Source organism: Streptomyces sp. NPDC047982 (assembly GCF_043204165.1).
Classification (GTDB): Bacteria; Actinomycetota; Actinomycetes; order Streptomycetales; family Streptomycetaceae; genus Streptomyces.
Genome location: NZ_JBIDBS010000001.1, coordinates 256,856 through 280,902, shown reverse-complemented (window position 1 = coordinate 280,902; position 24,047 = coordinate 256,856). Strand labels below are relative to the sequence as shown.

Here is a 24,047-nt window from a genome sequence, read left to right as displayed (position 1 = left end):
TCAGATGTTCAGTGACGCCCGCCGATCCTCGCACGGACCGCCCGTTCCGGCGCCCGAGGCCGCCACCCCGCGCGCGCCCCGCTCACCTCCTTGCCCGATCCCCGCGCGCCCCGCCCACTCCCCTGCCCGATCCCCGCCCGACGGCAGGCATCGTCCCTGGCAGACGTCCCCGCCCGCCTCACGCGCCTCGGCCCGCCCATGGCCTGGCCCGGACTCCCCTGGCCCGCACCGCGCACCGCCGGCCCGCACCGCGTGCGGCTCCCCGCAGGAACACATGCGGCCAAGCGCGTGACGGACCGGCGCGGGCTGAACCGAACCCCGGCACCGTCGTCGGCAAGCTCCCCTTGCACCACGTGAACACGACCAGCCGGATGCAACGGCCTTCCCGGACGACCCGGACCGGTCGGACGCCTGCCCCGGATGGCCGCCCCACATGCCGGGCCCGCCTTCGGCAGGCATGATCTCTGAATGGGTGGAAAGGCGGACCAACCACCCGCCACCAAGGAGGAGGAATCCCGTGACCCGCATCGACAGCGTGCGCGCCGCAACCGGCTCGGCCAAGGACAGCGTGCAGCACGCCGCGGAAGTGGTGGCGCCCTACGCCGACACGGCCAAGGACCAGGCCGCGCATCTCGCGCACGAAGCCCGCGCACGGCTCGTACCGAAGGTGACGAAGGCGGCCCAGCAGGCCCGTGTCCAGTACGGCGCGCATCTCGCACCACGCATCGAACAGGCCCGCGCCCATGTGCCCCCCAAGGTCGACGAGGCCGCGCAGCGCGCCGCGCACCGCACCCGCCGGGCCGCCCGCACCGCCGCGGACTACACCGTGCCGCGCGTGGAACAGGCGATGGCCGTGGCCCAGCCCATGGCCGAGGAGGCGTCGGCCCGCGGCGCGGCGGCGCTGGCCGCACTGCGCAGCCAGGTCACCGCGAAGGAGATCAGGCAACTGGCCAGGAAGCACGAACGGCGGGCGAAGGCCGGCCGGCTGTGCAAGGGCTTCCTCGTGACGGGCATCGTGGCGGGTGCCGCCTACGTCGCCTGGAGGTGGTGGGACAAGCAGGCCAACCCCGACTGGCTGGTCGAGCCGTCCGCTCCCACGGAGGTCTCCGAAAGCGCCCCGCTGTCCTCCGTCGACGGCTCCGGTCCGACACCGCTCGACCCGGAGGCCCGGGAAGCCGGGGAGAACGGCGAGGCGGGGAGGAACAGGGGCGCGGACGGCCCGGAGGGCATGAACGGCACCGGGCCCGACGATCGCGGCTGAACCGCTCGGCCGTCGCCGGACCGCCGAACCTGCTGTCGCCGGGCGGCCCGCGTACGGCGAAGCGGCTGCCGGAGGATCCTGGGATCCTCCGGCAGCCGCTTTGTCGTGTGCGTGGAGCCTAGGAGATTCGAACTCCTGACATCTGCCTTGCAAAGGCAGCGCTCTACCAACTGAGCTAAGGCCCCGGAAAAGGCGGACAACACCGGACGTTTCTGCGCCTCGGCCACCGCCGCAGACCAGAGTACCGGGTACTTCCCGGAATCTCGCAAAAAGATGGGGACTCCCGGTCGGCAACCACTCTCCGTAAGATGCACGACGAGGTTCGCAGCAGCGAAGCGGCAGCGAAGGGGAGACGCCATGGATGCAGCTCAGCAAGAGGCGACGGCCAGAGCCAGGGAGCTTCAGCGCAGTTGGTACGGAGAGCCCCTCGGGGCGCTGTTCCGCCGCCTGATCGACGACCTCGGCCTGAACCAGGCCCGGCTCGCCGCAGTCCTCGGGCTGTCCGCACCCATGCTCTCGCAGCTGATGAGCGGTCAGCGCGCGAAGATCGGCAACCCCGCGGTCGTCCAGCGCGTCCAGGCCCTCCAGGACCTGGCCGGTCAAGTGGCCGACGGCAGCGTCAGCGCGGGCGAGGCCACCGACCGCATGGAAGAGATCAAGAAGTCCCAGGGCGGCTCCGTCCTCACCGCCACCAGCCAGACCTCCCACACCGGCGGTGCCCCGACGGTCCGGCGCGTGGTGCGCGAGATCCAGTCGCTACTGCGGTCCGTCGCGGCGGCCGGCGACATCATCGACGCCGCGGACGCCCTCGCCCCGACCCACCCAGAACTGGCAGAGTTCCTGAAGGTGTATGGCGCGGGACGCACCGCGGACGCGGTGGCGCACTACGAGGGACATCAGGGCTGACGCGGCTCGTCCGCAGAACGCCGAAACGCGCGAACGCACGAAACGTACGAACGCACGAAACGTACGAACGCGCGAGATGTACGAATCGCAGATACGCGACAGAGCGCGGGAAGCGGGTGCGCGGGGGCATGAGCCGGGCGTGGGCCGGGCCGGAAGTCAGGGACGGGGAGCGGACGCAGCGCAATGGGTGAGGTCTTCGCCGGTCGGTACGAGCTGATCGATCCGATCGGACGGGGTGGAGTCGGGGCCGTCTGGCGTGCCTGGGACCACCGCCGCCGCCGCTACGTGGCGGCCAAGGTCCTGCAGCAGAGCGACGCCCACACGTTGCTGCGCTTCGTCCGCGAGCAGGCGCTGCGGATCGAGCACCCGCATGTGCTCGCCCCGGCCAGCTGGGCCGCGGACGACGACAAGGTGCTCTTCACCATGGACCTGGTGAGCGGGGGTTCTCTCGCCCATCTGATCGGTGACTACGGACCGTTGCCGCCACGCTTCGTGTGCGTGCTGCTCGACCAGTTGCTGTCCGGTCTCTCCACGGTGCACGCGGAGGGCGTGGTGCACCGCGACATCAAGCCCGCCAACATCCTCCTGGAGGCCACCGGCACCGGCCGGCCGCATCTTCGGCTGTCCGACTTCGGCATCTCCATGCGGAAGGGCGAGCCGCGCCTCACCGAGACCAACTACGTGGTGGGAACGCCTGGTTACTTCGCACCCGAGCAGATGATGGGCGCGGAACCCGACTTCCCCGCGGACCTGTTCGCCGTCGGCCTGGTCGCGCTGTACCTGCTCCAGGGGAAGAAGCCGGACGTCCGGGCCCTCGTCGAGCACTTCGCGGCGTACGGCACTCCCGGCGCCCCGGAAGGCATTCCCGAACCCCTGTGGCAGGTCCTCGCCGGGCTGCTGCAACCGGATCCCCACGCCCGGTTCCGTACGGCGACGGGGGCGCGCAAGGCGCTGTCGGCCGCGGTCGAGATGCTGCCGGAGCCCGGCCCCGACGACGAGCCGGTGGAGGTCTTCGACCAGATCGGACCGCTGCCCACCGGGTTCGGCCCCGACGGGCCGGTCGCCGAAGTCCCGACGGCCGTACGGGACGATCCGCCCGCGTCGCCGGCCCCCGAGGCCGTACCGTCGGCCGTATCGCCGGGGTCCGGGACCGCGTCGGCGGGCCCCGCGGCACCGCCCTCCACCGAGCGGGGCCGACCGACCGAGCAGGGACTGCCGACCGGCCTGGGGCGGCCGTTCGCAGCACCGCCCCAGGCACAGCCGCCCGTATCGATGTCGGAGACGGGCAGCTTCCATCTCCCGCCGCCTCCCCGGCAGCCCGCGCCGCCGGCCTCGGGAGAACCTGCGGGCACACCCCCCGCACCGCACCCGCCGCACTCGGCCGCCGCCCCCCTTCCGGCGCCCGCGCTCGCACCGGACGCCTCGCAGTTCCCCACCGCCGGGGTGCGGAGCGATCCGCCTCTCACCCGCGCGTACACCGCTGGACAGCCGCCGTTGCCCGGATCGGGGCCGACGGGGGCTCCGGCCGCCCGCGCCGCTGCTCCGGCGCCGACGAGGCGTCCGGGACCGTCCCCGAAGGTGGCGGTCCCGATCCTGGTGGTGGCGCTGCTCTGTTTCGCCGTGGGCATCTGGGCGCTGAACCAGAGCTGAGGGCGAGGCGCCGGACCCTTCCCGTACGCCTTCGCCCGTCGCGGGCACCGGAGCCCGTCCCGTACGCCTTCGCCCTTCCCGTGTACGGGAGCCCCTCCTGGTGTACGGGAGCCCCTTCCCGTACCCGACGGGAACCGCCCGGCCGCCTCCCCCTGCCCGCGGCCGCTACCAGCCCTGCGGCGGCGGCCCTCCGTACGGCGACCGGCCGTCCCCCGCCGGCCCACCCGGCACGGCTCCGCCCTGGACCGCCCCGGCCCCCGCCGGTCCGGCAGAGGCGGGGACCGTCGTGGCGCGACGCCGGGCCAGCAGCGTCCACGCCCCGAGTCCGAGCAGCAGCACGACGCCCGCGCTGATCCCGGCCACGCCGACCGTCCTCATGGTGCCGCTCCGGGCGGCCTCGGCGGCGCTCTTCCCGCTCCTCGCCATGTCCTTGTCGCTGTCGGTGACCGAGAAGATCCCCGCGTCCCCCGCGTACGGCGACTTCTGCGGCGTCCCCTTCACCGCGACCTTGAGACTGATCGGAACCGCCTTGTCGCCGTACGCCTCCGCCACCTTGGGGCTGAGCGTGACCGACAGGTAGTACCACCCGGCGAACCGCATGGCGCTGACGCTTCCGGTGGAGGAATAGCGGTTCTCGTACGCCACTGGGGGCAGCGGGTCCAGCGACACCGACGTGGACTTGCCGGAGTACGACAGCGGCGACGCGTCGTCGACGTGGCCGTGTGCCGGATTGTCCAGGGACAGCGTGAGCGCGCTGCCGACGAACTCGGTGGAGGCGTTGTTGTTCCCCAGGTCGACGGTGGCGAAGAGCTGCTGTCCCCAGTCGACCGGCACCCGGTAGAAGCGGGTCTGTCCCGGCGCGACGACATCGCGCCACTCGCCGGTCTCCAGGCCCGTCGCGTCGTTGTAGCTGGTGCCGCCCGAGCGCTTGTGCGGGGTGGCGGTGGGCGGCGCGGGCGACTTCGACGGCCAGTTCTCCGGCGCCTCGGTCGGCATCGAACCGCCCGTCCTCGCCTGCGGCTCCGACGCATGGCGCAGCTCCAGGTCCCATGCCTCGGGTGACGAGGTGTCCTTGCTCTCGCGCTCGATCAGGACGCTGTAGGTCCCGGCCTCCTGACAGGCACTGCCGTCCTTGTCGACGGTCCGGTAGGCGTACGCGGCGATCGGGCGCGGGAACTCCGCCGACTGGAACCGGGCGCTCTCGTAACTGCACTGCCGGTCCGTGCTGTCCCGGACGCTGACCGTGAAGCCGTCGCCGTAGGCGACCTGGCCGCCGCCCTTGGGCACGGCCACGACGGAGACGTACGCGTTCGTTTTCGCGTCGAGGTCGAGGCGGTAGTAGAGCTTCTCGCCGCCCTTGATCGAGCTCCGGTAAACCGACCCGGCCGCGAGCGGCGACGCCTCGATGCTGACCTCGGCACCCGTGATCTTCTCAGCCCCGGGATCGAAGGTGTACGCGGTGGCCTCCCCGGCCGCGTACGCCTGCCCCGGCAGCGCCGCCACCGCGCACATCGCCGCGACCGCGGCCAGCGCCACCCGGCCCCTGCTGCGCTGCCTCATCACGCGCTTTCCCCTCGTCGTCCGTGCGGCCCGCCCGCGACGCCGGGGCGTACGAACACGGGCCACGCGATCACTGCCACGGCGCCCGCCCCGGCAGCGGCCGCGATGCCGGTCCATCCTGCCCCGCCCGCACCGCCGCTGTCTCCGGCGCCGATCCGATTGCCCGTCTTGTCCGCGTCGCCGCCGCCCGTACCCCCACCGTCGCTCCCGCCGGGAGTCCGGCCAGTCCGCGGTCCGGACTCCCGCCGTCCGCGTCCGACGTCGGCCGCGCTCCCACCGGATTCCGCGCCCCAACTGGATTCCGCACCCGGCCGATTCGCACCCCTGCGGATTCACGCGGGGGAAACCGGGGACACGGTTGTCCCACCGCCGCAACAGCACGAAGCCCCGGCCGCTCAGCGACCGGGGCCCGCAATCAGGCTGTCTGTCTCACACACCCGAACCTGCGGGCACGGAGTCAGTCGCCTCCGTCCACAGATCCTGCTCGGCGCGATCCGCCTGGATCTGGCGGTACACGAGGAGCCCGCCGATGGCGGCCAGTGCGACCAGGAGAAGCTTCTTCACCGCGCGACCTCGTCTTTCCTTGACGTAGGGGACTTCTGCCGCCCGACTATACACACCGGCCGATATCGATCGGTGACCTACCCGTGCCCCAACTGGCGTCACAGGAAAAGCGATCACTTCGGGCTTCCTGGGCCGGTGGCCGCCCGGTGAATCGTTCCGGTGACGCCCCGGAGGCCGCCCCGGGGCGCCCGCCGAGGGCTGGTACGGCCCGAGGGGCATGGCCGCGCCGATCGCCTCGCAGAAGCCCGTCGAGGCCGGTTGCACCGGACGAGTGGTGTTCATCTGAAGATCGACGGATTCAAGGCGTCGGTCCACGGAATCAAGGAGCACGTCCACATCATCGGAAAGGTAAGCAAAACGGACCGCCCGAAAGCGAGGGGCCATGAGCACCTTCACGCCCAAGAGCATCTGGACCGCCTTCGTCACCGCCTTCTTCGCGCTCCTCGCCGCCCTGGGATTCATGAACACCCCCGCGGCGGCCACGCAGCAGAGCGCCGCGGAGCCGACCGCCACGAACCAGGAGCACGCGGGTGCGACCGCGACAACCGCGACCGCCCCCTCCGTCCGATGGACTCTTCCGCGTGACAGGTCGCTGCCACCGACGATGAAGCAGCGCATCCGGGCCGAGGCGCACGGCTCCTCGCCCGCCGCAAGACGCCTGTCCCCGGGCACCACGCACGCCGCGACGACCATGAATCCGGCCCGTAGCACCCTCCGGGCCCCGGCGGGGGACGCGTCCCTGCTGCCGCCCTGAGACGTCTCGAGATCAGCGGCGGCCGACCGCACGAGCCCCCGGAACCGGTTCGCACCGGACGGGGGCTTCTTCACGCCCTCCGGCCCCGCCCCGGCTCCTGCTCCCGGCCTCCGCCCACTCGTCGCCCGCTCGTCGACCGCGGCCATCCGCGGCGACAACGCGTACACATACCGACAGCGCGCGCCCGACCTATCCCGCCGACCAGCCGCGCCGATCCGCCCGGCACCCCGGCGCCCATCCCGACGCACGCACGGCGCTCACACGCCGAAGGCCCGGTTCCTCCGAAGAGGAACCGGGCCTTCGACTTCACTGTGGGGCTAACAGGATTTGAACCTGTGGCCTCATCCTTATCAGGGATGCGCTCTAACCAACTGAGCTATAGCCCCGCCGCGCTGCGCGCTGACCTCTGAAGATTAGCGCACGTCGGGGCCAGTCCCAAAATCGATACCCCTGGCGCTACTCGTCCTCGGCCAGCGTGAGCTCGACCCCGCCCACGAAGCCCGCCGACAGGTTGTAGATGAACGAGCCGAGCGTCGCCAGCGCGGTCGCCAGCACCACGTCGATCAACGCGATGACCGAGGTGAAGAGAAGGACCCGCGGCAGCGACAGGAACGACTGGAGGTCGAAGCCGTTGTTCCCGTTCGAGCCCGTGGCCTCGCTGATCGTGCCGCCCACGGCGGAGAAGACGCCCATCGCGTCCATCACCATCCACAGCACCGCGGCCGCCACGACGGTGCAGATGCCGAGCGCGATCGACAGCAGGAAGCTCACCTTCATCACCGACCACGGGTCGGCCTTCGCCACCCGCAGGCGGGCCTTGCGGGTACGCGGAGTCGTCCGCGCCCCCGTCCGAGCCATCCGGGCGGCCTGCGCGGCGTCGGCGCCCTGTATGCCACCGCCCTTCGGCCGACCGCCCTCGGTCCCGCCCGCGGGCGACGCGTACGCCTGCGGCGGGTGGTACGGCCCGCTCGCCTGCCCCGGTGCGGGCTCGCCCTCGCCGGACGACGGCCCGGTCGCGTAGCCCTTGTACTGGGGCCGAGGGCCCCGGGTCTCCGTCACAGTGCCCCCTTGGGAGTCCGTGGCAGGGCCACGGGCACCGTTCGCTCCAGCTCCGGAAGCGGCCGAACCGGCGCCCGTGGCTCCACTCACGCTCTACTCCTCGTGCTCCCCTGCCGGGGACGACGTGTCCTCGGCGTTGCCCTCGGCCGTGCTTGCGGCCGTGTTCGCGGTCGTGCTCTCAACCGTGTTCTCGGCAGCCTCCGCCGTCGCGGCCCCGGTGTCCTCCGCGGACTCCTCGACCTCTTCGGCCTCCCGGCCGGCTTCGGCGTTGCGTGCGATACCGACGACGGCATCGCGCTTGCCCAGATTGATCAGTTGGACGCCCATGGTGTCACGGCCCGTCTCCCTGACTTCATTGACTCGGGTACGGATCACGCCGCCGCCGAGCGTGATGGCGAGGATCTCGTCCGATTCCTCCACCACCAGCGCACCGACCAGCGAACCACGGTCCTCCACGATCTTCGCAGCCTTGATGCCGAGGCCGCCACGACCCTGAACTCGGTACTCGTCGACGGCAGTCCGCTTCGCGTAACCGCCGTCGGTGGCAGTGAACACGAACGTGCCCGGTCGGACAACATTCATCGAGAGAAGTTCATCGCCCTCGCGGAAGCTCATGCCCTTGACACCCGAGGTGGCACGGCCCATCGGGCGCAGCGCCTCGTCCGTCGCCGTGAACCGGATCGACTGCGCCTTCTTGCTGATGAGCAGCAGATCGTCCTCGGCCGACACCAGCTCCGCGCCGATCAGCTCGTCGGCAGCGCCTTCGGCACCCTCACCCGTCTCGCGGAGGTTGATGGCGATGACACCGCCGGAACGCGGGGAGTCGTAGTCCTTCAGCGCGGTCTTCTTCACCAGACCGCCCTTCGTGGCCAGGATCAGATACGGCGCGGCCTCGTAGTCACGGATCGCCAGGATCTGAGCGATCCGCTCGTCCGGCTGGAAGGCCAGCAGGTTGGCGACGTGCTGGCCACGCGCGTCCCGTCCGGCGTCCGGCAGTTCGTACGCCTTCGCGCGGTACACCCGGCCCTTGTTGGTGAAGAACAGCAGCCAGTGGTGCGTCGTCGACACGAAGAAGTGGTCGACGATGTCGTCTTCCTTGAGCTTCGTGCCGCGCACCCCCTTGCCGCCGCGCTTCTGCGAGCGGTAGTCGTCCGTCTTCGTGCGCTTCACATAGCCGCCGCGCGTGATCGTGACGACGATGTCCTCCTCGGCGATCAGGTCCTCGATGGACATGTCGCCCTCGAAGGGCACCAGCTTGGAACGTCGGTCGTCGCCGAACTTGTCGACGATCGCGGCCAGTTCCTCGCTGACGATCTTCCGCTGCCGCTCCGGCGACACCAGGATCGCGTTGTACTCGTTGATCTTCGCCTGGAGTTCGTCGTGCTCGGCGGTGATCTTCTGGTGCTCCAGTGCGGCCAGCCGGCGCAGCTGCATCTCCAGGATCGCGTTCGCCTGGATCTCGTCGATCTCCAGCAGGCCCATCAGGCCGTCGCGCGCCACCTCGACCGTCTGGCTGCTGCGGATGAGCGCGATGACCTCGTCGATCGCGTCCAGGGCCTTGAGCAGACCGCGCAGGATGTGCGCCCGCTCCTCCGCCTTGCGCAGCCGGAACCGCGTGCGCCGGACGATGACCTCGATCTGGTGCGTCACCCAGTGGCGGATGAACGCGTCGATCGAGAGCGTGCGCGGCACGCCGTCGACCAGCGCCAGCATGTTGGCGCCGAAGTTGCTCTGGAGGTCGGTGTGCTTGTACAGGTTGTTCAGCACGACCTTGGCGACGGCGTCCCGCTTCAGCACGACGACGAGCCGCTGACCGGTGCGCGAGGAGGTCTCGTCGCGGACGTCCGCGATCCCGCCGATCTTGCCGTCCTTCACCAGGTCGGCGATCTTCTGCGCCAGGTTGTCGGGATTGGTCTGGTACGGGAGTTCCGTGACCACCAGGCACTGGCGGTTCTGGATCTCCTCGACCTCGACGACCGCCCGCATCGTGATCGAGCCGCGGCCGGTGCGGTATGCCTCCTCGATGCCCTTGCGGCCCACCACGAGCGCGCCGGTCGGGAAGTCCGGGCCCTTGATCCGCTCGATCAGGGCGTCCAGGAGCTCCTCCTGCGAGGCGTCCGGGTGCTCCAGGTACCACTGCGCGCCGTCCGCGACCTCGCGCAGGTTGTGCGGCGGGATGTTGGTCGCCATGCCGACCGCGATCCCGGCGGAGCCGTTGACGAGCAGGTTCGGGAAACGGGCCGGCAGGACCGTCGGCTCCTGGTTGCGGCCGTCGTAGTTGTCCTGGAAGTCGACGGTCTCCTCGTCGATGTCCCGGACCATCTCCATGGACAGCGGCATCATCTTGCACTCGGTGTACCGCATGGCGGCGGCCGGGTCGTTGCCCGGAGAACCGAAGTTGCCGTTGGAGTCCACCAGCGGCATGCGCATCGACCACGGCTGCGCCAGGCGCACCAGCGCGTCGTAGATCGACGAGTCGCCGTGCGGGTGGTACGTGCCCATGACGTCACCGACAACACGGGCACACTTGTAGAAGCCCTTCTCGGGCCGGTAGCCGCCGTCGTACATCGCGTACAGCACCCGGCGGTGGACGGGCTTGAGACCGTCCCGCACGTCCGGCAGCGCACGCGAGACGATCACGGACATCGCGTAGTCGAGGTAGGAGCGCTGCATCTCCGTCTCGAGCCCCACGGGCTCGACACGCATGCCCACACCGGCGACGGCGGGCTCCTCTTCAGGTGTCACAGGGGTGTTCTCGTCGGCCATTGCTGGTCAAAGTCCTTTCGAGCGGCGGCTGGCTGGTGCGGCCGACTCAGATGTCGAGGAAGCGGACGTCCTTGGCGTTGCGCTGGATGAACGAGCGCCGCGCCTCGACGTCCTCGCCCATGAGCACCGAGAAGAGGTCGTCGGCCTGCGCCGCGTCGTCCAGCGTGACCTGGCCGAGGACCCGGTGGTCGATGTCCATCGTGGTGACGCGCAGTTCCTCGGCGTTCATCTCGCCGAGACCCTTGAAGCGCTGGATCGAGTCCTCCTTGATCCGCTTCCCGTTCTGCTTGCCCAGCTCCACCAGGGCGTCGCGCTCCCGGTCCGAGTACGCGTACTCGAAGTCGTCCCGGCCCCACTTGATCTTGTAGAGCGGTGGGCGGGAGAGGAACACGTGTCCGGCCTCGACCAGCGGACGCATGAACCGGAAGAGGAACGTCAGCAACAGGGTGTTGATGTGCTGGCCGTCGACGTCGGCGTCCGCCATCAGAATGATCTTGTGATAGCGGAGCTTCTCGATGTCGAAGTCCTCGTGGACCCCGGTGCCGAAGGCCGAGATCAGCGCCTGGACCTCGGTGTTCTGCAGGATCTTGTCGACGCGGGCCTTCTCGACGTTCAGGATCTTGCCGCGGATCGGCAGGATCGCCTGGTACATCGGGTTGCGGCCGGACTTCGCCGAACCACCGGCGGAGTCACCCTCGACGATGAAGATCTCGCACTTCGTCGGGTCGTTGGACTGGCAGTCGCTCAGCTTGCCCGGCAGCGAGGCGCTCTCCAGCAGCCCCTTGCGGCGGGTCAGGTCGCGCGCCTTGCGGGCGGCGACCCGGGCGGTGGCGGCCGCGATGCCCTTGCGGACGATGTCGGCGGCCTCGTTCGGATTGCGGTCGAACCAGTCGGTGAGGTGCTCGTGAACGGCCTTCTGGACGAAGGTCTTCGCCTCCGTGTTGCCCAGCTTGGTCTTCGTCTGGCCCTCGAACTGGGGCTCGCCCAGCTTCACCGAGATGATCGCCGTCAGACCCTCGCGGATGTCGTCGCCCGTGAGGTTGTCGTCCTTGTCGCGGAGCAGTTTCTTGTCGCGCGCGTACTTGTTGACCAGCGCGGTCAGCGCCGCGCGGAAGCCCTCCTCGTGCGTACCGCCCTCGTGCGTGTGGATCGTGTTCGCAAAGGAGTACACGCCCTCGGTGTACTGCGTGTTCCACTGCATCGCGATCTCGGCCGAGAGCATGCGCTCCTTGTCCTCGGCCTCGATGTCGATCACCGACTGGTGGATGACGTCGCCCTTACGGGAGTTGAGGTACTTCACGAAGTCGACGATGCCGCCCTCGTAGTGGTACGTGACCGTGCGGGCCTGCTCCTCCTCGGCGACCTCGGCCACCTCGGCGACGTCCGCGCCCGCCGTCGCCTTGGCCGACTCGCGCTCGTCGGTGAGCCGGATCGTCAGGCCCTTGTTGAGGAAGGCCATCTCCTGGAAGCGACGCGACAGCGTCTCGAAGGAGTACTCGGTGGTCTCGAAGATGTCCCCGTCGGCCCAGAAGGTGACCGAGGTACCGGACTCGTCGGTCGCCTCGTTGCGGGCCAGCGGGGCCGTGGGCGCGCCGAACTTGTAGTCCTGGCTCCAGCGGTAACCGTCCGTCTTGACATCCACGGACAGGCGCGTCGACAGCGCGTTCACCACGGAGACACCCACACCGTGCAGACCGCCGGAGACGGCGTAGCCGCCGCCGCCGAACTTGCCGCCCGCGTGCAGGACCGTCAGCACGACCTCGACCGCCGGCTTGTTCTCCGACGGCACGATGCCGACCGGGATGCCGCGGCCGTTGTCGACCACGCGGACACCGCCGTCGGCGAGGATCGTGACGTCGATGGTGTCCGCGTGCCCGGCCAGGGCCTCGTCGACCGAGTTGTCGACGACCTCGTACACGAGGTGGTGGAGGCCGCGCTCACCGGTCGAGCCGATGTACATGCCAGGTCGCTTGCGGACCGCGTCCAGGCCCTCCAGGACGGTGATCGCGCTGGCGTCGTACGAGGCCGCGGCCTCGCCGGAGGCGGGCGCCCCGACGGTGGCCACGGCCTCGGCGAGGGCAGCGGCCCCGGTGGGAGCGCCGCCCCCGCCGTTCTCACCGGATGCGGACGGAATGTTCTCGTTGGGGTTGCCGGAATCGGCCACGAAGCGCCCTTTCTGGCACAGCACAGGCCATCCTCCGGACAGTCCGGAGCGGCTGCGTCGTTCGGCTTGTAATCGACGACTCCCGCGAAATGCGGGATTGTCCACCAGTCTACCGGTAGCGCTGACACTCATGGGGGTTTGCCGGTACCTGAGTACGCATGTGCCGCCCTCAACCAGCGGCTGACGACTCCCCATATTCGGGACGGGCCCCCAGGAGGCTCACGCGGGCATTGTGCGCTTCGGGCTGTCAACCACCCGCTACCGTGAGGGACGCCCCACTCCCACCTCATGGTTTCGACCGCCGCACAGTCGTACGACACGGGCGCGACGAACGGCACACCGAGCGGCCATGGAGCGGATCCGATACGGCCATGGGCCGGTATCTCCCCAGGTCCGCGACCCGGTCCGACGCCCGCCCGCGCGCGGGCCCGCCTCGGTACGGATCAGGACCGGGGCCGAGGCCCGGACGGGGCACGTCAGCCGTAGGTGTCGCCGGGCCCCCTGCTCCCCGGCGCCCGCAGCGGACCGAACCGGCGCTGCGGGCCCCCCGGCCCCAGCACCTTGATCATCCGTACCGTGCCCTGCCCCAGATCCGCGTTCAGCCGGGCCACCAACTGGGGCGCCAGCAGCCGCAGCTGCGTCGCCCACGCCGTCGAGTCGCACTGCACCGTCAGCACCCGCTCGTCCGGGTCCTCGTCGTACCGCAACGGCACGCAGTGCTTGGCCAGGTCCTCGCCCACGATCTGCGGCCAGCGCCCCATCACCCCGCCCACCGCGGCGGGGGTCTCCCAGCCCCGCTCAGTGATCAGGCGGTTGATCGCGGCACCCAGCGGCAGCGGATCACGCCCGTCGGCCCGCGCCCCGGAACGCAGCCCTCCACCACGCCGGGCCTGCTTGCGCTGCTGCACGGCGGCACCGCGCGCCCGCGCCTGCTCCTTCGCCGCCCGCAGCGCCACCCGGGCCAGATCGACGCCCGACGGCTCCGGCAGCCCCGCCCCCACCGGACGCGGGCCCTCCCCGGAAACGCCGGAGGCCCCGGGAGCCTCGCCCCGGCCGATCACAGCCGCTCCACCTCGCCTGCGGACACCGCGTACCGCGCCCCCGCCAGCACACCGGGCACGTCGTCGTCCACCGCGGCCGTCACCAGCACCTGTTCGCCCGGCGCGACCAGCTCCGCCAGCCGTTCCCGCCGACGGGCGTCCAGCTCGGCGAAGACGTCGTCCAGCACCAGCACCGGCTCGTTGCCCTCGCCGCGCAGCAGCTCGTACGAGGCCAGCCGCAGCGCCAGCGCGTACGACCAGGACTCGCCGTGGCTCGCGTACCCCTTGGCCGGCATCCCGCGCAGCCCCAGCAACAGATCGTCGCGGTGCGGACCGACCAGCGTCACGCCCCGCTCGATCTCCTGCTTGCGGGCCTGGGCCAGGGCCTCGATCAGCCGCTCGTAGAGCTCCTCACGCGTCCCCGCCCCCACGTCCGTACCGACCGAGCTGCGGTACTCCAACGTCACGGGACCGCCGCCCGGAGCCACGTCCCCGTACGCCTTGTCGGCCAGCGGCTGCAGCGTGGCGATCAGATCGAGCCGCCGCGCCAGCAACTCCGCGCCCACCCGGCCCAGATGCTGGTCCCACACGTCGAGGGTGGACAGGTCCATCGACCGGCCGCCATGCCTGCGCGCCATCGCCGCCGACTTCAGCAGGGTGTTGCGCTGCTTGAGCACCCGCTCGTAGTCGGAGCGCACGCCCGCCATCCTCGGCGAACGCGCCGTGATCAGCTCGTCCAGGAAACGCCGACGCTCGCCGGGGTCCCCCTTGACCAGCGCCAGATCCTCCGGCGCGAACAGCACCGTACGCACGATCCCCAGCACATCCCTGGGCCTGACCTGCGACGATCTGTTGATCCTGGCGCGATTGGCCTTGCCGGGATTGAGCTCCAGCTCGACCAGCTGGGAACGCTCGCCCTGCGTGACGGCGGCCCGGATCACCGCCCGGTCCGCGCCCATCCGCACCAGCGGCGCGTCGGAGGAGACCCGGTGGCTGCCCAGCGTCGCCAGGTAGCCGACGGCCTCCACCAGGTTCGTCTTGCCCTGGCCGTTGGCCCCCACGAACGCGGTGACGCCCGGATCGAGAGGCACCTCGACCCGGGCGTACGAGCGGAAGTCGGCCAGCGAGAGATGCGTGACATGCATGGGTGTGCGCCGACCTTCCCGGCTTACTGCTCCGTACTTCGTGCTTCGGGGCACGGGCCGGGGTGCGGCCCCACTCCGTACCCCGGCGCGGCTACTTCTTGGTCTCGACCGCGTGGCCACCGAACTGGTTGCGCAGCGCGGCGATCATCTTCATCTGCGGGGAGTCCTCCTGTCGCGAGGCGAACCGCGCGAAGAGCGACGCCGTGATCGCGGGCAGCGGGACCGCGTTGTCGATCGCGGCCTCCACCGTCCAGCGTCCCTCACCGGAGTCGGCGGCGTAACCGCGGAGCTTGTCGAGGTGCTCGTCCTCGTTCAGCGCGTTGACCGCCAGGTCCAGCAGCCAGGAACGGATGACCGTTCCCTCCTGCCAGGAGCGGAAGACCTCGCGCACGTCGGTGACGGAATCGACCTTCTCCAGCAGCTCCCAGCCCTCGGCGTACGCCTGCATCATGGCGTACTCGATGCCGTTGTGGACCATCTTCGCGAAGTGGCCCGCGCCGACCTTGCCGGCGTGGACGGAGCCGAAGTCCCCCGCGGGCTTCAGCGCGTCGAAGACCGGCTGAACCTTCGCCACGTTCTCGGCGTCGCCGCCGTACATCAGCGCGTAGCCGTTCTCCAGACCCCAGACGCCGCCGGAGACCCCGCAGTCCACGAAGCCGATGCCCTTGATGCCCAGCTCGACGGCGTGCTTCTCGTCGTCCGTCCAGCGGGAGTTCCCACCGTCCACGACGACGTCGCCGGGGGACAGGAGCCCGGCCAGCTCATCGATGGTGGCCTGGGTCGGGGCACCGGCCGGCACCATCACCCACACGACCCGCGGGCCCTTCAGCTTGCCCACCAGCTCTTCCAGGCCGGCTACATCCGAGAGGTCCGGATTGCGGTCGTATCCGATGACGGTGTGGCCTGCGCGGCGGATGCGCTCGCGCATGTTGCCGCCCATCTTGCCGAGGCCGACGAGACCGAGCTCCATCAGAGATTCCTTAAGCGTTGTGCCGATTCATACCCGTGACCGAGCCTACGCCCGGAAGGGGACGGACCGGCGGGCGTGCCCGGCGTCGGAGACACGCGTCGTGGCCGGCGCCCTGGTCCCCGACGGTTCCGACCGGGGACCAGGGCGTCGCCGAAAAGCCGGTCAGCCGGAGAGACGCACCGGCATGATCAGGTACTTGTACGCCTCGTCGGCATCGGCGTCGACGGCCGGACGGCCGCTCAGCAGCGCGGGCTTGGTCGACGTCGTGAAGGACAGCTGGGCGACCGGGGAGTCGATCGCGCTCAGACCGTCCAGCAGGAAGGTCGGGTTGAAGGCGATCGAGATGTCGTCGCCCTCCAGCACCGCGTCGACCCGCTCCACAGCCTGTGCGTCGTCGCTCGAACCGGCCTCCAGGATCAGCACGCCCTGCTCGAAGCTGAGCCGCACCGGGGTGTTCCGCTCGGCGACGAGGGCGACGCGCTTGACGGCCTCGACGAAGGGGGCGGTCTCGATCACCGCCACCGAGTTGAACTCGGTCGGGAACAGCGTGCGGTACTTCGGCAGGTCGCCCTCGAGCAGCCGCGTGGTGGTGCGCCGGCCCGCGCCCTCGAAACCGATCAGGCCCTCACCGGCACCCGAACCCGACAGCGCCAGCGTCACCGTATCGCCGCTGGTCAGCGCCTTGGCGGTGTCCAGCAGCGTCTTGGCGGGCACCAGCGCGACGGCCGAGGCGTCCGGGTTCTCAGGCTTCCACAGGAACTCACGGACCGCGAAGCGGTACCGGTCGGTGGAGGCCAGGGTGACCGTCTCGCCCTCGATCTCGATGCGCACACCGGTCAGGACCGGCAGCGTGTCGTCACGACCCGCGGCGATGGCCACCTGGGCGACGGCGGAGGCGAAGACCTCGCCGGGAACCGTCCCGGTCGCCGTCGGCATCTCCGGGAGCGTCGGGTACTCCTCCACAGGAAGGGTGTGGAGTGTGAACCGCGAGGAGCCGCAGATCACGGTCGCCCGTACACCGTCTGTGGAGATCTCCACCGGGCGGTTGGGAAGGGCGCGGCAGATGTCGGCGAGCAGGCGACCGGAGACCAGGACCGTGCCGTCCTCCTCGACCTCGGCGTCGACCGAGACCCGGGCCGAGACCTCGTAGTCGAAGCTGGAGAAGCTGAGGGCGCCGTCCTCCGCCTTCAGCAGAAGGCCCGCGAGAACGGGCGCCGGCGGACGGGCCGGGAGGCTGCGGGCCACCCAGGCCACCGCCTCCGCGAGTACATCGCGCTCCACCCGGATCTTCACCGGAACCGCCTCCTGCTGTTGCTCGCTCGCCCTGCCGGCCTTCGACATCTGATCGGGTCCCCCGTCCACGACGACGGGAGGACGCCGGGGACCAGTCTGACGTACGGCACCGACACTCGGTGCTGCTCGGGGTCAAGTCGCGGCGAGGCGCCCGGCGAGTGTCGGCCCCGAGTTGTGCACAGCCCCTGCTTCGAAACGGATTCCGAGCTAACTCTATGTGGGAGTAGTAGTAGGGCTTGTGGAAACCGTGGATAACGCCGTTGCTGCAGGTCAGGGCCAATTTTTTGTCCACTGCCCCTGTGGGCGCCGCGGTGGAGAACCCGGCGCTTCTGTGGACACGCGAAAGTTCTGCACAACGGATACACAGGGCAGGGGGGTTTCTCCCCAGAGCCGTCCCCAGTTTTACCCGCGTTCCCCACAGCCCAACCGCCCCTCTTGGTGTGACGCCTTTCACTCGCCGCAGCGAGAAGCGGTGTCGCGTTGCCGAACAGTGGACAGGGGTGTGGAGAAGCCCGGGTTGGCTGGGGACAACGGGCTCGTAGCTGTGGGGTGTCAGTGGACAACGGCAGCGACGCCCTGTGGGCAAAGATTTTTTCCACAGGCTGTGGATCATCGTTTGCCACAAATCCCCAGGTCCCTGAGCTGGGCTGATGAGGCATCGGACGCCACTGCTGTGGAAGCAGTATGGACAACTTCTGGATCCCCAGGCTGTGGAGGGGAAAATCTCCCCAGATCTGTGGAGAACAGGCTGCGGGCGGCAGGTATTCGAACACCGCGACCGTGCCGACGCCGGGGACGGCGGGCCCGGAAGGGCCGTGGAGCGGCCATGAACAGGCGTCGGCGGGACTGAGCAGCATCGTTCGGGCTTCCCTCAGGCTTCGGGCGGCCCTTGGCCGGGACTCGTGCGGGACCGGACAGGCTTGGGCCGGTCCTGAGGGCGGCTCCCGGAGGCGACGCGAGGTGGCGGAGGGCCCCGGGGCGACGCGTGCGGGCCGTGAGCCGTCAGCGCCCACCTGCCGACGCGCAGGGGCGCCCGCGACGAACCCCGCTGAGGTTCCGCGGGCGCCCCTGCGGCACGTAAGGCGTGGTTCAGACGGCGCGGTCCCGGCAGCACGGCCCGGGTCCCGAGGGTGGCGGGGCAGGCGGCCGGTCAGCCGTTCTTGATGCGGTTCGTGAGCTCGGTGACCTGGTTGTAGATGGACCGTCGCTCCGCCATCAGCGCGCGGATCTTTCGGTCCGCGTGCATCACCGTCGTGTGGTCGCGGCCGCCGAACTGCGCCCCGATCTTGGGCAGCGAGAGATCGGTCAGCTCACGGCACAGGTACATGGCGATCTGGCGGGCCGTCACCAGCACACGGCTGCGGGAGGTACCGCAGAGGTCGTCCACCGTCAGACCGAAGTAGTCCGCGGTCGAGGCCATGATGGCCGTCGCCGTGATCTCCGGCGCCGTGTCCTCGCCGCCCGGGATCAGATCCTTCAGCACGTGCTCGGTCAGCCCCAGGTCCACCGGTTGGCGGTTGAGGCTCGCGAACGCCGTGACCCGGATCAGCGCGCCCTCCAGCTCCCTGATGTTCCTGGAGATGCGGGAGGCGATGAACTCCAGTACCTCCGGGGGGGCGTTGAGCTGCTCCTGGACCGCCTTCTTGCGGAGGATCGCGATCCGCGTCTCCAGCTCGGGCGGCTGCACATCGGTGGTCAGACCCCACTCGAAGCGGTTGCGCAACCGGTCCTCCAGGGTCACCAGTTGCTTGGGCGGCCGGTCCGAGGACAGCACGATCTGCTTGTTCGCGTTGTGGAGCGTGTTGAAGGTGTGGAAGAACTCTTCCTGCGTCGACTCCTTGCTCGCCAGGAACTGGATGTCGTCGACGAGCAGGATGTCCACGTCGCGGTACCGCTTGCGGAAGGTGTCGCCCTTGCCGTCGCGGATCGAGTTGATGAACTCGTTGGTGAATTCCTCCGAGCTCACGTACCGCACCCGGGTGCCCGGGTAGAGGCTGCGGGCATAGTGCCCGATGGCGTGCAGCAGGTGCGTCTTCCCGAGCCCGGACTCCCCGTAGATGAAGAGCGGGTTGTACGCCTTGGCGGGGGCCTCGGCGACCGCTACCGCCGCGGCGTGCGCGAACCGGTTGGACGCGCCGATCACGAAGGTGTCGAAGAGGTACTTCGGGTTCAGACGCGCAGCCGGCTCCCCCGGGCCGGGCGCGGCCGCGGGCTGTGCGCCCATCGGCCCGGGCCCGCCACTTGGCCTGCCACCGGGCCTGCCGGTACCGGGGGCGGAGGGCCGGTGCGGGCCCTGGGGGTCCGGCAGCTCGTGGCGCTCGGGACGCTGCTGCTCGTAGCCCTGGCGCTCCGGTGGCTGGGCCCGGTAGTCGTGCTGCGGATGTCCACCGGAATACGGCTCGCGCCACTGGTCCGCGGCGGTGTCGCGGTCCTGGAAGGCGCCGAGCCGGGGCTGCTGCCAGGAGAGGTCCTCCTGGGTGCGCGGCCACGCACCGGGGTCGGGACGCTGCTGCTGGTAGTCGGGATAGGCGGGCCGGGCGGTCGGCATGCCGTCGTCCGAGGGCCGGTGCCCATAACCGTCGTAGACGTCACCGTGCTGACGTTCGTCGTGCTGGGGCCCCGTATAGCGCGGCGGCTGCGGCGGCTGGTGCATCGGTGGCGCGGGCGGGCCCGGAGGCTCCCCCGCAGAGTCGTCGACGGTGATCGCGATACGGATCGGACGGCCGCACTCGCGGCTCAGCGTCTCGCTGATGAGCGGCGCCAGCCGACCCTCCAGCACACGCTTGCCCCACTCGTTGGGGACGGCGAGCAGTGCCGTGTCGGCCACCAGCGCGAGCGGCTGGCAGCGCTCGATCCACTGCTTGTCCTTCGGCTCGATGCCCTGCTGGCCCTCCCCGAGGAGCTGTTCCAGCACGCGTGGCCACACTGCGGCAAGATCGGCAGGTACGTCAGCCACAAAGCACGCTCTCTCGCTGGTCCCACGAATGTGTGGTTCTCGGGACGGGATGGGTCGGTATGGGTGAGGACCGGCAGGCAGGAAGAAAAAGAACCGGAGTTCGGCCACGGTAGTCAGGGCGACCCGCGTCGTTCAAGTTGTTGTCCACAGCCTGTGCACAATGATGGGCGCCGTGGAGCTGGTTTGACCGGACGGCGCAGCCGCGCGTACCGTGACCAGGTCGAGTTGTCGATGGCTGCTGCCGCCTGCCTCCGATGGGCAAAGATCACGATCTGTGGTCGTGAAGCGGTGCACTTGAGCGTTTACGCGAGTCTCTCGTGGGCGCACGGTGACAGCCAGACGACGTCCCGCCAAAACCCGAGTCATTTCTGGAGCCCCCGAGTGAGCAAGCGCACCTTCCAGCCGAACAACCGTCGTCGCGCGAAGACCCACGGCTTCCGGCTGCGGATGCGCACCCGTGCCGGCCGCGCGATTCTCGCGTCCCGCCGTGCCAAGGGTCGCGCCAACCTGTCCGCCTGATCGCGTACAGGTCATGACGTGCTGCCTACCGAGAATCGGCTGAGGCGGCGCGAGGACTTCGCGACCGCGGTACGCCGAGGGCGCCGGGCCGGCCGCCCGCTCCTCGTCGTTCATCTACGCAGCGGTGCCACGGACCCGCACGTGACTGGGGGGGATGCTCCCCCGCCGCGTGCGGGTTTCGTCGTCAGCAAAACCGTGGGCGGAGCGGTTGTGCGCACGGCGGTGAAGCGCAGGCTTCGCCATCTGGTCCGTGAACGGCTGGCCCTGCTGCCCCCCGGTAGCCTGGTTGTCGTACGAGCGCTGCCCGGAGCGGGCGACGCCGATCACGAACAACTGGCCCGAGACCTGGACGCCGCACTCCAGCGGCTGCTGGGAGGGGGCGCGCGATGAAGTACCCGCTGCTGGCTCTCATCAAGCTCTACCAGTGGACGATCAGCCCGCTTCTCGGGCCTGTTTGCCGTTACTACCCGTCGTGTTCCCACTATGGATATACGGCGATCGACCGGCACGGAGCGATCAAGGGGACTGCGCTGACGGCCTGGCGCATCCTGCGGTGCAATCCGTGGTCACCCGGTGGCGTGGACCATGTTCCGCCACGCAAACGTCCGCGTTGGCACGAACTGCTGCGCAACGCCATGCGCGGTGGCAAGGGCGGGGACTCCGCCGCTGATGTGCCTCCCGGAGGGTCGGTTTCCGAACCTTCGAGTCCGGCCGCAGAGACTTCGCCCAATGCTCAAGGAGCCTGATTAGTGGACACGATTGCCAGTCTGTTCAGCTTTATCACCTGGCCCGTCTCATGGGTCATCGTTCAGTTCCACAAGTTGTACGGAGCGATCTTCGGCGACGACACCGGCTGGGCCTGGGGCCTGTCCATCGTGTCCCTGGTTGTACTGATCCGGATCTGCCTGATCCCGCTCTTCGTGAAGCAGATCAAGTCGACCCGGAACATGCAGGTGCTCCAGCCGAAGATGAAGGCGATCCAGGAGCGCTACAAGAACGACAAGCAGCGTCAGTCCGAAGAGATGATGAAGCTGTACAAGGAGACGGGCACCAACCCGCTCTCCTCGTGCCTTCCCATCCTCGCGCAGTCGCCGTTCTTCTTCGCCCTGTACCACGTGCTCTCGTCCATCGCCTCGGGCCAGACGATCGGTGTCATCGATCAGCCGCTGCTCGACAGCGCCCGTCAGGCGCACATCTTCGGGGCGCCGCTCGCCGTCAAGTTCATGGACAGCGAGGAGAAGGCCCAGGCCCTCGGCGCCTCACTGACCGACGTCCGGATCGTCACCGCGGTCATGATCGTGCTGATGTCGGCGTCCCAGTTCTTCACCCAGCGCCAGTTGATGACGAAGAACGTCGACCTCACGGTCAAGACGCCGTTCATGCAGCAGCAGAAGATGCTGATGTACATCTTCCCGGTGATGTTCGCCGTCATGGGCGTCAACTTCCCCGTCGGTGTCCTCGTGTACTGGCTGACCACCAACGTCTGGACCATGGGCCAGCAGATGTACGTGATCAACCAGAACCCGACCCCGGGCAGCAAGGCGCAGGACCAGTACCTGGGACGGCTGCTGAAGAGCATCAGCACTCATGGCGAGGTGCGCGGCAGGGCCAAGCGGAACGTGATCAAGCGCATCGTGGCCAAGGGTCCGGACCGCAATGACATCGAGCGAAAGTTCATCACGGGCCTGGCGAAGCAGGGCTACGCCGCCCAGGAGGACGGCACGGTGATCAAGAGCGACACGGCTCTCGCCGAGGCCGAGGGCGCAGCCGCGCAGCGGCGCCAGCAGCCCAAGCGCCAGACCAAGGCCCAGCGTCAGACCGGTGCCGGTACGGCCCAGCAGGCGGGAGCCAAGGCTGCCGGCACCACTCCCGCACGGGCCAAGGCTTCCCAGCAGAAGTCGGACACCTCGCGGGACGACACGTCCAAGCCGGAGGGCCAGGCCGCGTCCGGCTCCTCACGCCAAGCCAAGTCCGGACAGCGCAAGGGCCCGCAGCGGCCCAAGCACCCGTCCAAGAAGTAAGAAGGAGTCCATCCGTGACGGAAGGCACCACCTCCACGGCCGCTGAGGGCAGCGACACCCTGACCCGCCTCGAGCAGGAGGGCGAGATCGCGGCGGACTACCTCGAGGGCCTGCTCGACATCGCCGATCTCGACGGCGACATCGACATGGACGTCGAGGCGGACCGGGCCGCGGTCTCGATCATCAGCGATTCGGCACGTGATCTGCAGAAGCTCGTGGGCCGCGACGGTGAGGTGCTGGAGGCGCTCCAGGAGCTGACGCGGCTCGCCGTGCACCGGGAAACCGGTGACCGCAGCCGTCTGATGCTGGACATCGCCGGCTTCCGGGCCAAGAAGCGGGCCCAGCTCGCCGAACTGGGCGCCAAGGCCGCGGACGAAGTCAAGAGCACCGGTCAGCCGGTGAGGCTGGACCCGATGACGCCGTTCGAGCGCAAGGTCGTGCACGACGCGGTCGCGGCCGCCGGTCTGCGCAGCGAGTCCGAGGGCGAGGAGCCGCAGCGCTTCGTCGTCGTTCTCCCGGCCTGACCGGACCCTTGTTCTGTCGGCCCCGTCTGTTCGCAGACGGGGCCGATCTTTGTCAGCCTGATAGTCAGCCGGCCGCAGCGCGGTCGAGCGGTATGGAAGGACGGTTTCCGTGACGGCGGAAGTAGAGCTTCCCCAAGCGCCCGCAGGCGCGCGGGCGGTATTCGGTGACTTCTTTCCGGAGGCTGTCCGGTACGCGGAACTGCTGGCGGACGCCGGGGTGACGCGGGGGCTGATCGGTCCGCGCGAGGTTCCCCGGCTGTGGGAGCGGCATCTGCTGAACTGCGCGGTGCTCTCCGAGGTCGTGCCCGAGGGCGTCACGGTCTGCGATGTGGGCTCAGGTGCCGGCCTCCCGGGGATTCCGCTGGCACTGGTGCGTCCCGACCTGAAGATCACCCTGCTGGAGCCCCTGCTGCGACGCACCAACTTCCTCCAGGAAGTTGTCGAACTGCTGGGGCTGGATCATGTGACGGTGGTGCGTGGCCGGGCCGAGGAGGTGCTGGGAAAGGTTCAGCCGGTCCACGTGGTGACGGCTCGCGCCGTGGCGCCGCTCGACCGCCTGGCCGGCTGGGGTGTTCCGCTCCTGCGTCCGTACGGAGAGATGCTGGCCCTCAAGGGGGATACCGCCGAGGAGGAGCTCAGCGGTGCGCGCGCTGCGTTGAGCAAGCTCGGTGTGGTGGAGACCGAGGTGCTGCACGTCGGTGAGGGCATCGTCGATCCCATGTCCACGGTCGTGCGTGTGGTGGTCGGGGAGAGCCCGGGCGGTGTGAGGTTCGCTGCGAAGAGGGCCAAGGCCGCGAGGACGAGCCGTACGAGGCGTCGTCGCTGACACCCTCGGACGTGCGTCGGGTGCCCAGGCTCCGAGCAGCTTGAAGCTGATGGTCCGGGCACATGGCCA

General features: G+C 69.7%; 20 protein-coding genes and 2 tRNA genes. 10 read left to right on the top strand and 12 right to left on the bottom strand.

What is annotated here, in order from left to right; all coding sequences use genetic code 11:
- Positions 1-517 precede the first annotated feature (517 nt).
- Positions 518-1,261, top strand: a complete 744-nt coding sequence (locus ACGF2V_RS01230; RefSeq protein WP_362619427.1) for a DUF5324 family protein — start codon at positions 518-520, stop codon at positions 1,259-1,261.
- Positions 1,262-1,373: 112 nt separating this feature from the next.
- Here the strand turns inward: ACGF2V_RS01230 and ACGF2V_RS01225 are convergent.
- Positions 1,374-1,446, bottom strand: a tRNA-Ala gene (locus ACGF2V_RS01225).
- A gap of 172 nt (positions 1,447-1,618) precedes the next feature.
- Here ACGF2V_RS01225 and ACGF2V_RS01220 point away from each other — a divergent pair.
- Both ACGF2V_RS01220 and ACGF2V_RS01215 read left to right on the top strand, forming a co-directional pair.
- Positions 1,619-2,167: a DNA-binding protein gene (locus tag ACGF2V_RS01220; RefSeq protein ID WP_362619425.1), complete on the top strand. Its 549-nt coding sequence runs from the start codon at positions 1,619-1,621 to the stop codon at positions 2,165-2,167.
- A 183-nt stretch (positions 2,168-2,350) separates the two neighbouring features.
- A complete protein-coding gene (locus tag ACGF2V_RS01215) occupies positions 2,351-3,817 on the top strand; it encodes a protein kinase (RefSeq protein WP_362709905.1) in 1,467 nt (488 codons plus the stop codon).
- 165 nt (positions 3,818-3,982) lie between these two features.
- Here ACGF2V_RS01215 and ACGF2V_RS01210 read toward each other — a convergent pair whose 3' ends face one another.
- Positions 3,983-5,377, bottom strand: a complete 1,395-nt coding sequence (locus ACGF2V_RS01210) for a hypothetical protein (protein ID WP_362709908.1) — start codon at positions 5,375-5,377, stop codon at positions 3,983-3,985.
- Between the two features lie 429 nt (positions 5,378-5,806).
- Positions 5,807-5,941, bottom strand: a complete 135-nt coding sequence (locus ACGF2V_RS01205; RefSeq protein WP_003958712.1) for a DLW-39 family protein — start codon at positions 5,939-5,941, stop codon at positions 5,807-5,809.
- Between the two features lie 382 nt (positions 5,942-6,323).
- Between ACGF2V_RS01205 and ACGF2V_RS01200 the strand changes: the two genes are divergently transcribed.
- A complete protein-coding gene (locus tag ACGF2V_RS01200; protein ID WP_362709911.1) occupies positions 6,324-6,695 on the top strand; it encodes a DUF6344 domain-containing protein in 372 nt (123 codons plus the stop codon).
- Positions 6,696-7,007: 312 nt separating this feature from the next.
- On the opposite strand, the gene ACGF2V_RS01195 is transcribed toward ACGF2V_RS01200, so the two are convergent.
- The 9 genes from ACGF2V_RS01195 to dnaA all read right to left on the bottom strand — a co-directional run bounded on the left by ACGF2V_RS01195 (position 7,008) and on the right by dnaA (position 20,088).
- Positions 7,008-7,081, bottom strand: a tRNA-Ile gene (locus ACGF2V_RS01195).
- A gap of 70 nt (positions 7,082-7,151) precedes the next feature.
- On the bottom strand, positions 7,152-7,754 hold the full coding sequence (locus ACGF2V_RS01190; protein ID WP_362619416.1) for a DUF3566 domain-containing protein: 603 nt from the start codon (positions 7,752-7,754) through the stop codon (positions 7,152-7,154).
- Between the two features lie 93 nt (positions 7,755-7,847).
- Positions 7,848-10,520 carry a DNA gyrase subunit A gene (gyrA, locus tag ACGF2V_RS01185; RefSeq protein WP_362619413.1) on the bottom strand — a complete coding sequence of 891 codons (2,673 nt, stop codon included), beginning with the start codon at positions 10,518-10,520 and terminating at the stop codon, positions 7,848-7,850.
- Between the two features lie 46 nt (positions 10,521-10,566).
- Positions 10,567-12,708, bottom strand: a complete 2,142-nt coding sequence (gene gyrB / locus ACGF2V_RS01180) for a DNA topoisomerase (ATP-hydrolyzing) subunit B (RefSeq protein ID WP_362619410.1) — start codon at positions 12,706-12,708, stop codon at positions 10,567-10,569.
- Positions 12,709-13,160: 452 nt separating this feature from the next.
- On the bottom strand, positions 13,161-13,745 hold the full coding sequence (locus ACGF2V_RS01175; protein ID WP_392910298.1) for a DUF721 domain-containing protein: 585 nt from the start codon (positions 13,743-13,745) through the stop codon (positions 13,161-13,163).
- Positions 13,742-14,869 carry a DNA replication/repair protein RecF gene (gene recF / locus ACGF2V_RS01170; RefSeq protein ID WP_362619408.1) on the bottom strand — a complete coding sequence of 376 codons (1,128 nt, stop codon included), beginning with the start codon at positions 14,867-14,869 and terminating at the stop codon, positions 13,742-13,744. Before recF ends, ACGF2V_RS01175 begins: the two co-directional genes overlap by 4 nt.
- Positions 14,870-14,960: 91 nt before the next feature.
- Positions 14,961-15,839 (bottom strand): phosphogluconate dehydrogenase (NAD(+)-dependent, decarboxylating), encoded by an 879-nt coding sequence (gnd, locus tag ACGF2V_RS01165; RefSeq protein WP_362619405.1) that lies wholly within the window; start codon positions 15,837-15,839, stop codon positions 14,961-14,963.
- A 162-nt stretch (positions 15,840-16,001) separates the two neighbouring features.
- On the bottom strand, positions 16,002-17,132 hold the full coding sequence (gene dnaN, locus ACGF2V_RS01160) for a DNA polymerase III subunit beta (protein WP_362619689.1): 1,131 nt from the start codon (positions 17,130-17,132) through the stop codon (positions 16,002-16,004).
- 1,150 nt (positions 17,133-18,282) lie between these two features.
- Positions 18,283-20,088: a chromosomal replication initiator protein DnaA gene (dnaA, locus tag ACGF2V_RS01155; protein WP_362709914.1), complete on the bottom strand. Its 1,806-nt coding sequence runs from the start codon at positions 20,086-20,088 to the stop codon at positions 18,283-18,285.
- A 381-nt stretch (positions 20,089-20,469) separates the two neighbouring features.
- Between dnaA and rpmH the strand changes: the two genes are divergently transcribed.
- The 6 genes from rpmH to rsmG all read left to right on the top strand — a co-directional run bounded on the left by rpmH (position 20,470) and on the right by rsmG (position 23,978).
- A complete protein-coding gene (gene rpmH / locus ACGF2V_RS01150) occupies positions 20,470-20,607 on the top strand; it encodes a 50S ribosomal protein L34 (RefSeq protein ID WP_073790753.1) in 138 nt (45 codons plus the stop codon).
- An 18-nt stretch (positions 20,608-20,625) separates the two neighbouring features.
- Entirely contained in the window at positions 20,626-20,997 is a 372-nt protein-coding gene (rnpA, locus tag ACGF2V_RS01145) for a ribonuclease P protein component (protein WP_362709917.1), read from the top strand.
- Positions 20,994-21,353, top strand: coding sequence for a membrane protein insertion efficiency factor YidD (yidD, locus tag ACGF2V_RS01140; protein WP_073790757.1), 360 nt, complete (start codon positions 20,994-20,996; stop codon positions 21,351-21,353). The genes rnpA and yidD overlap by 4 nt, the downstream gene beginning before the upstream one ends.
- 3 nt (positions 21,354-21,356) lie before the next feature.
- Positions 21,357-22,628 carry a membrane protein insertase YidC gene (gene yidC / locus ACGF2V_RS01135; protein WP_362619396.1) on the top strand — a complete coding sequence of 424 codons (1,272 nt, stop codon included), beginning with the start codon at positions 21,357-21,359 and terminating at the stop codon, positions 22,626-22,628.
- A 14-nt stretch (positions 22,629-22,642) separates the two neighbouring features.
- A complete protein-coding gene (locus ACGF2V_RS01130) occupies positions 22,643-23,152 on the top strand; it encodes a R3H domain-containing nucleic acid-binding protein (protein ID WP_362619393.1) in 510 nt (169 codons plus the stop codon).
- 109 nt (positions 23,153-23,261) lie between these two features.
- Positions 23,262-23,978 (top strand): 16S rRNA (guanine(527)-N(7))-methyltransferase RsmG, encoded by a 717-nt coding sequence (rsmG, locus tag ACGF2V_RS01125; RefSeq protein WP_362619390.1) that lies wholly within the window; start codon positions 23,262-23,264, stop codon positions 23,976-23,978.
- Positions 23,979-24,047: the final 69 nt, after the last annotated feature.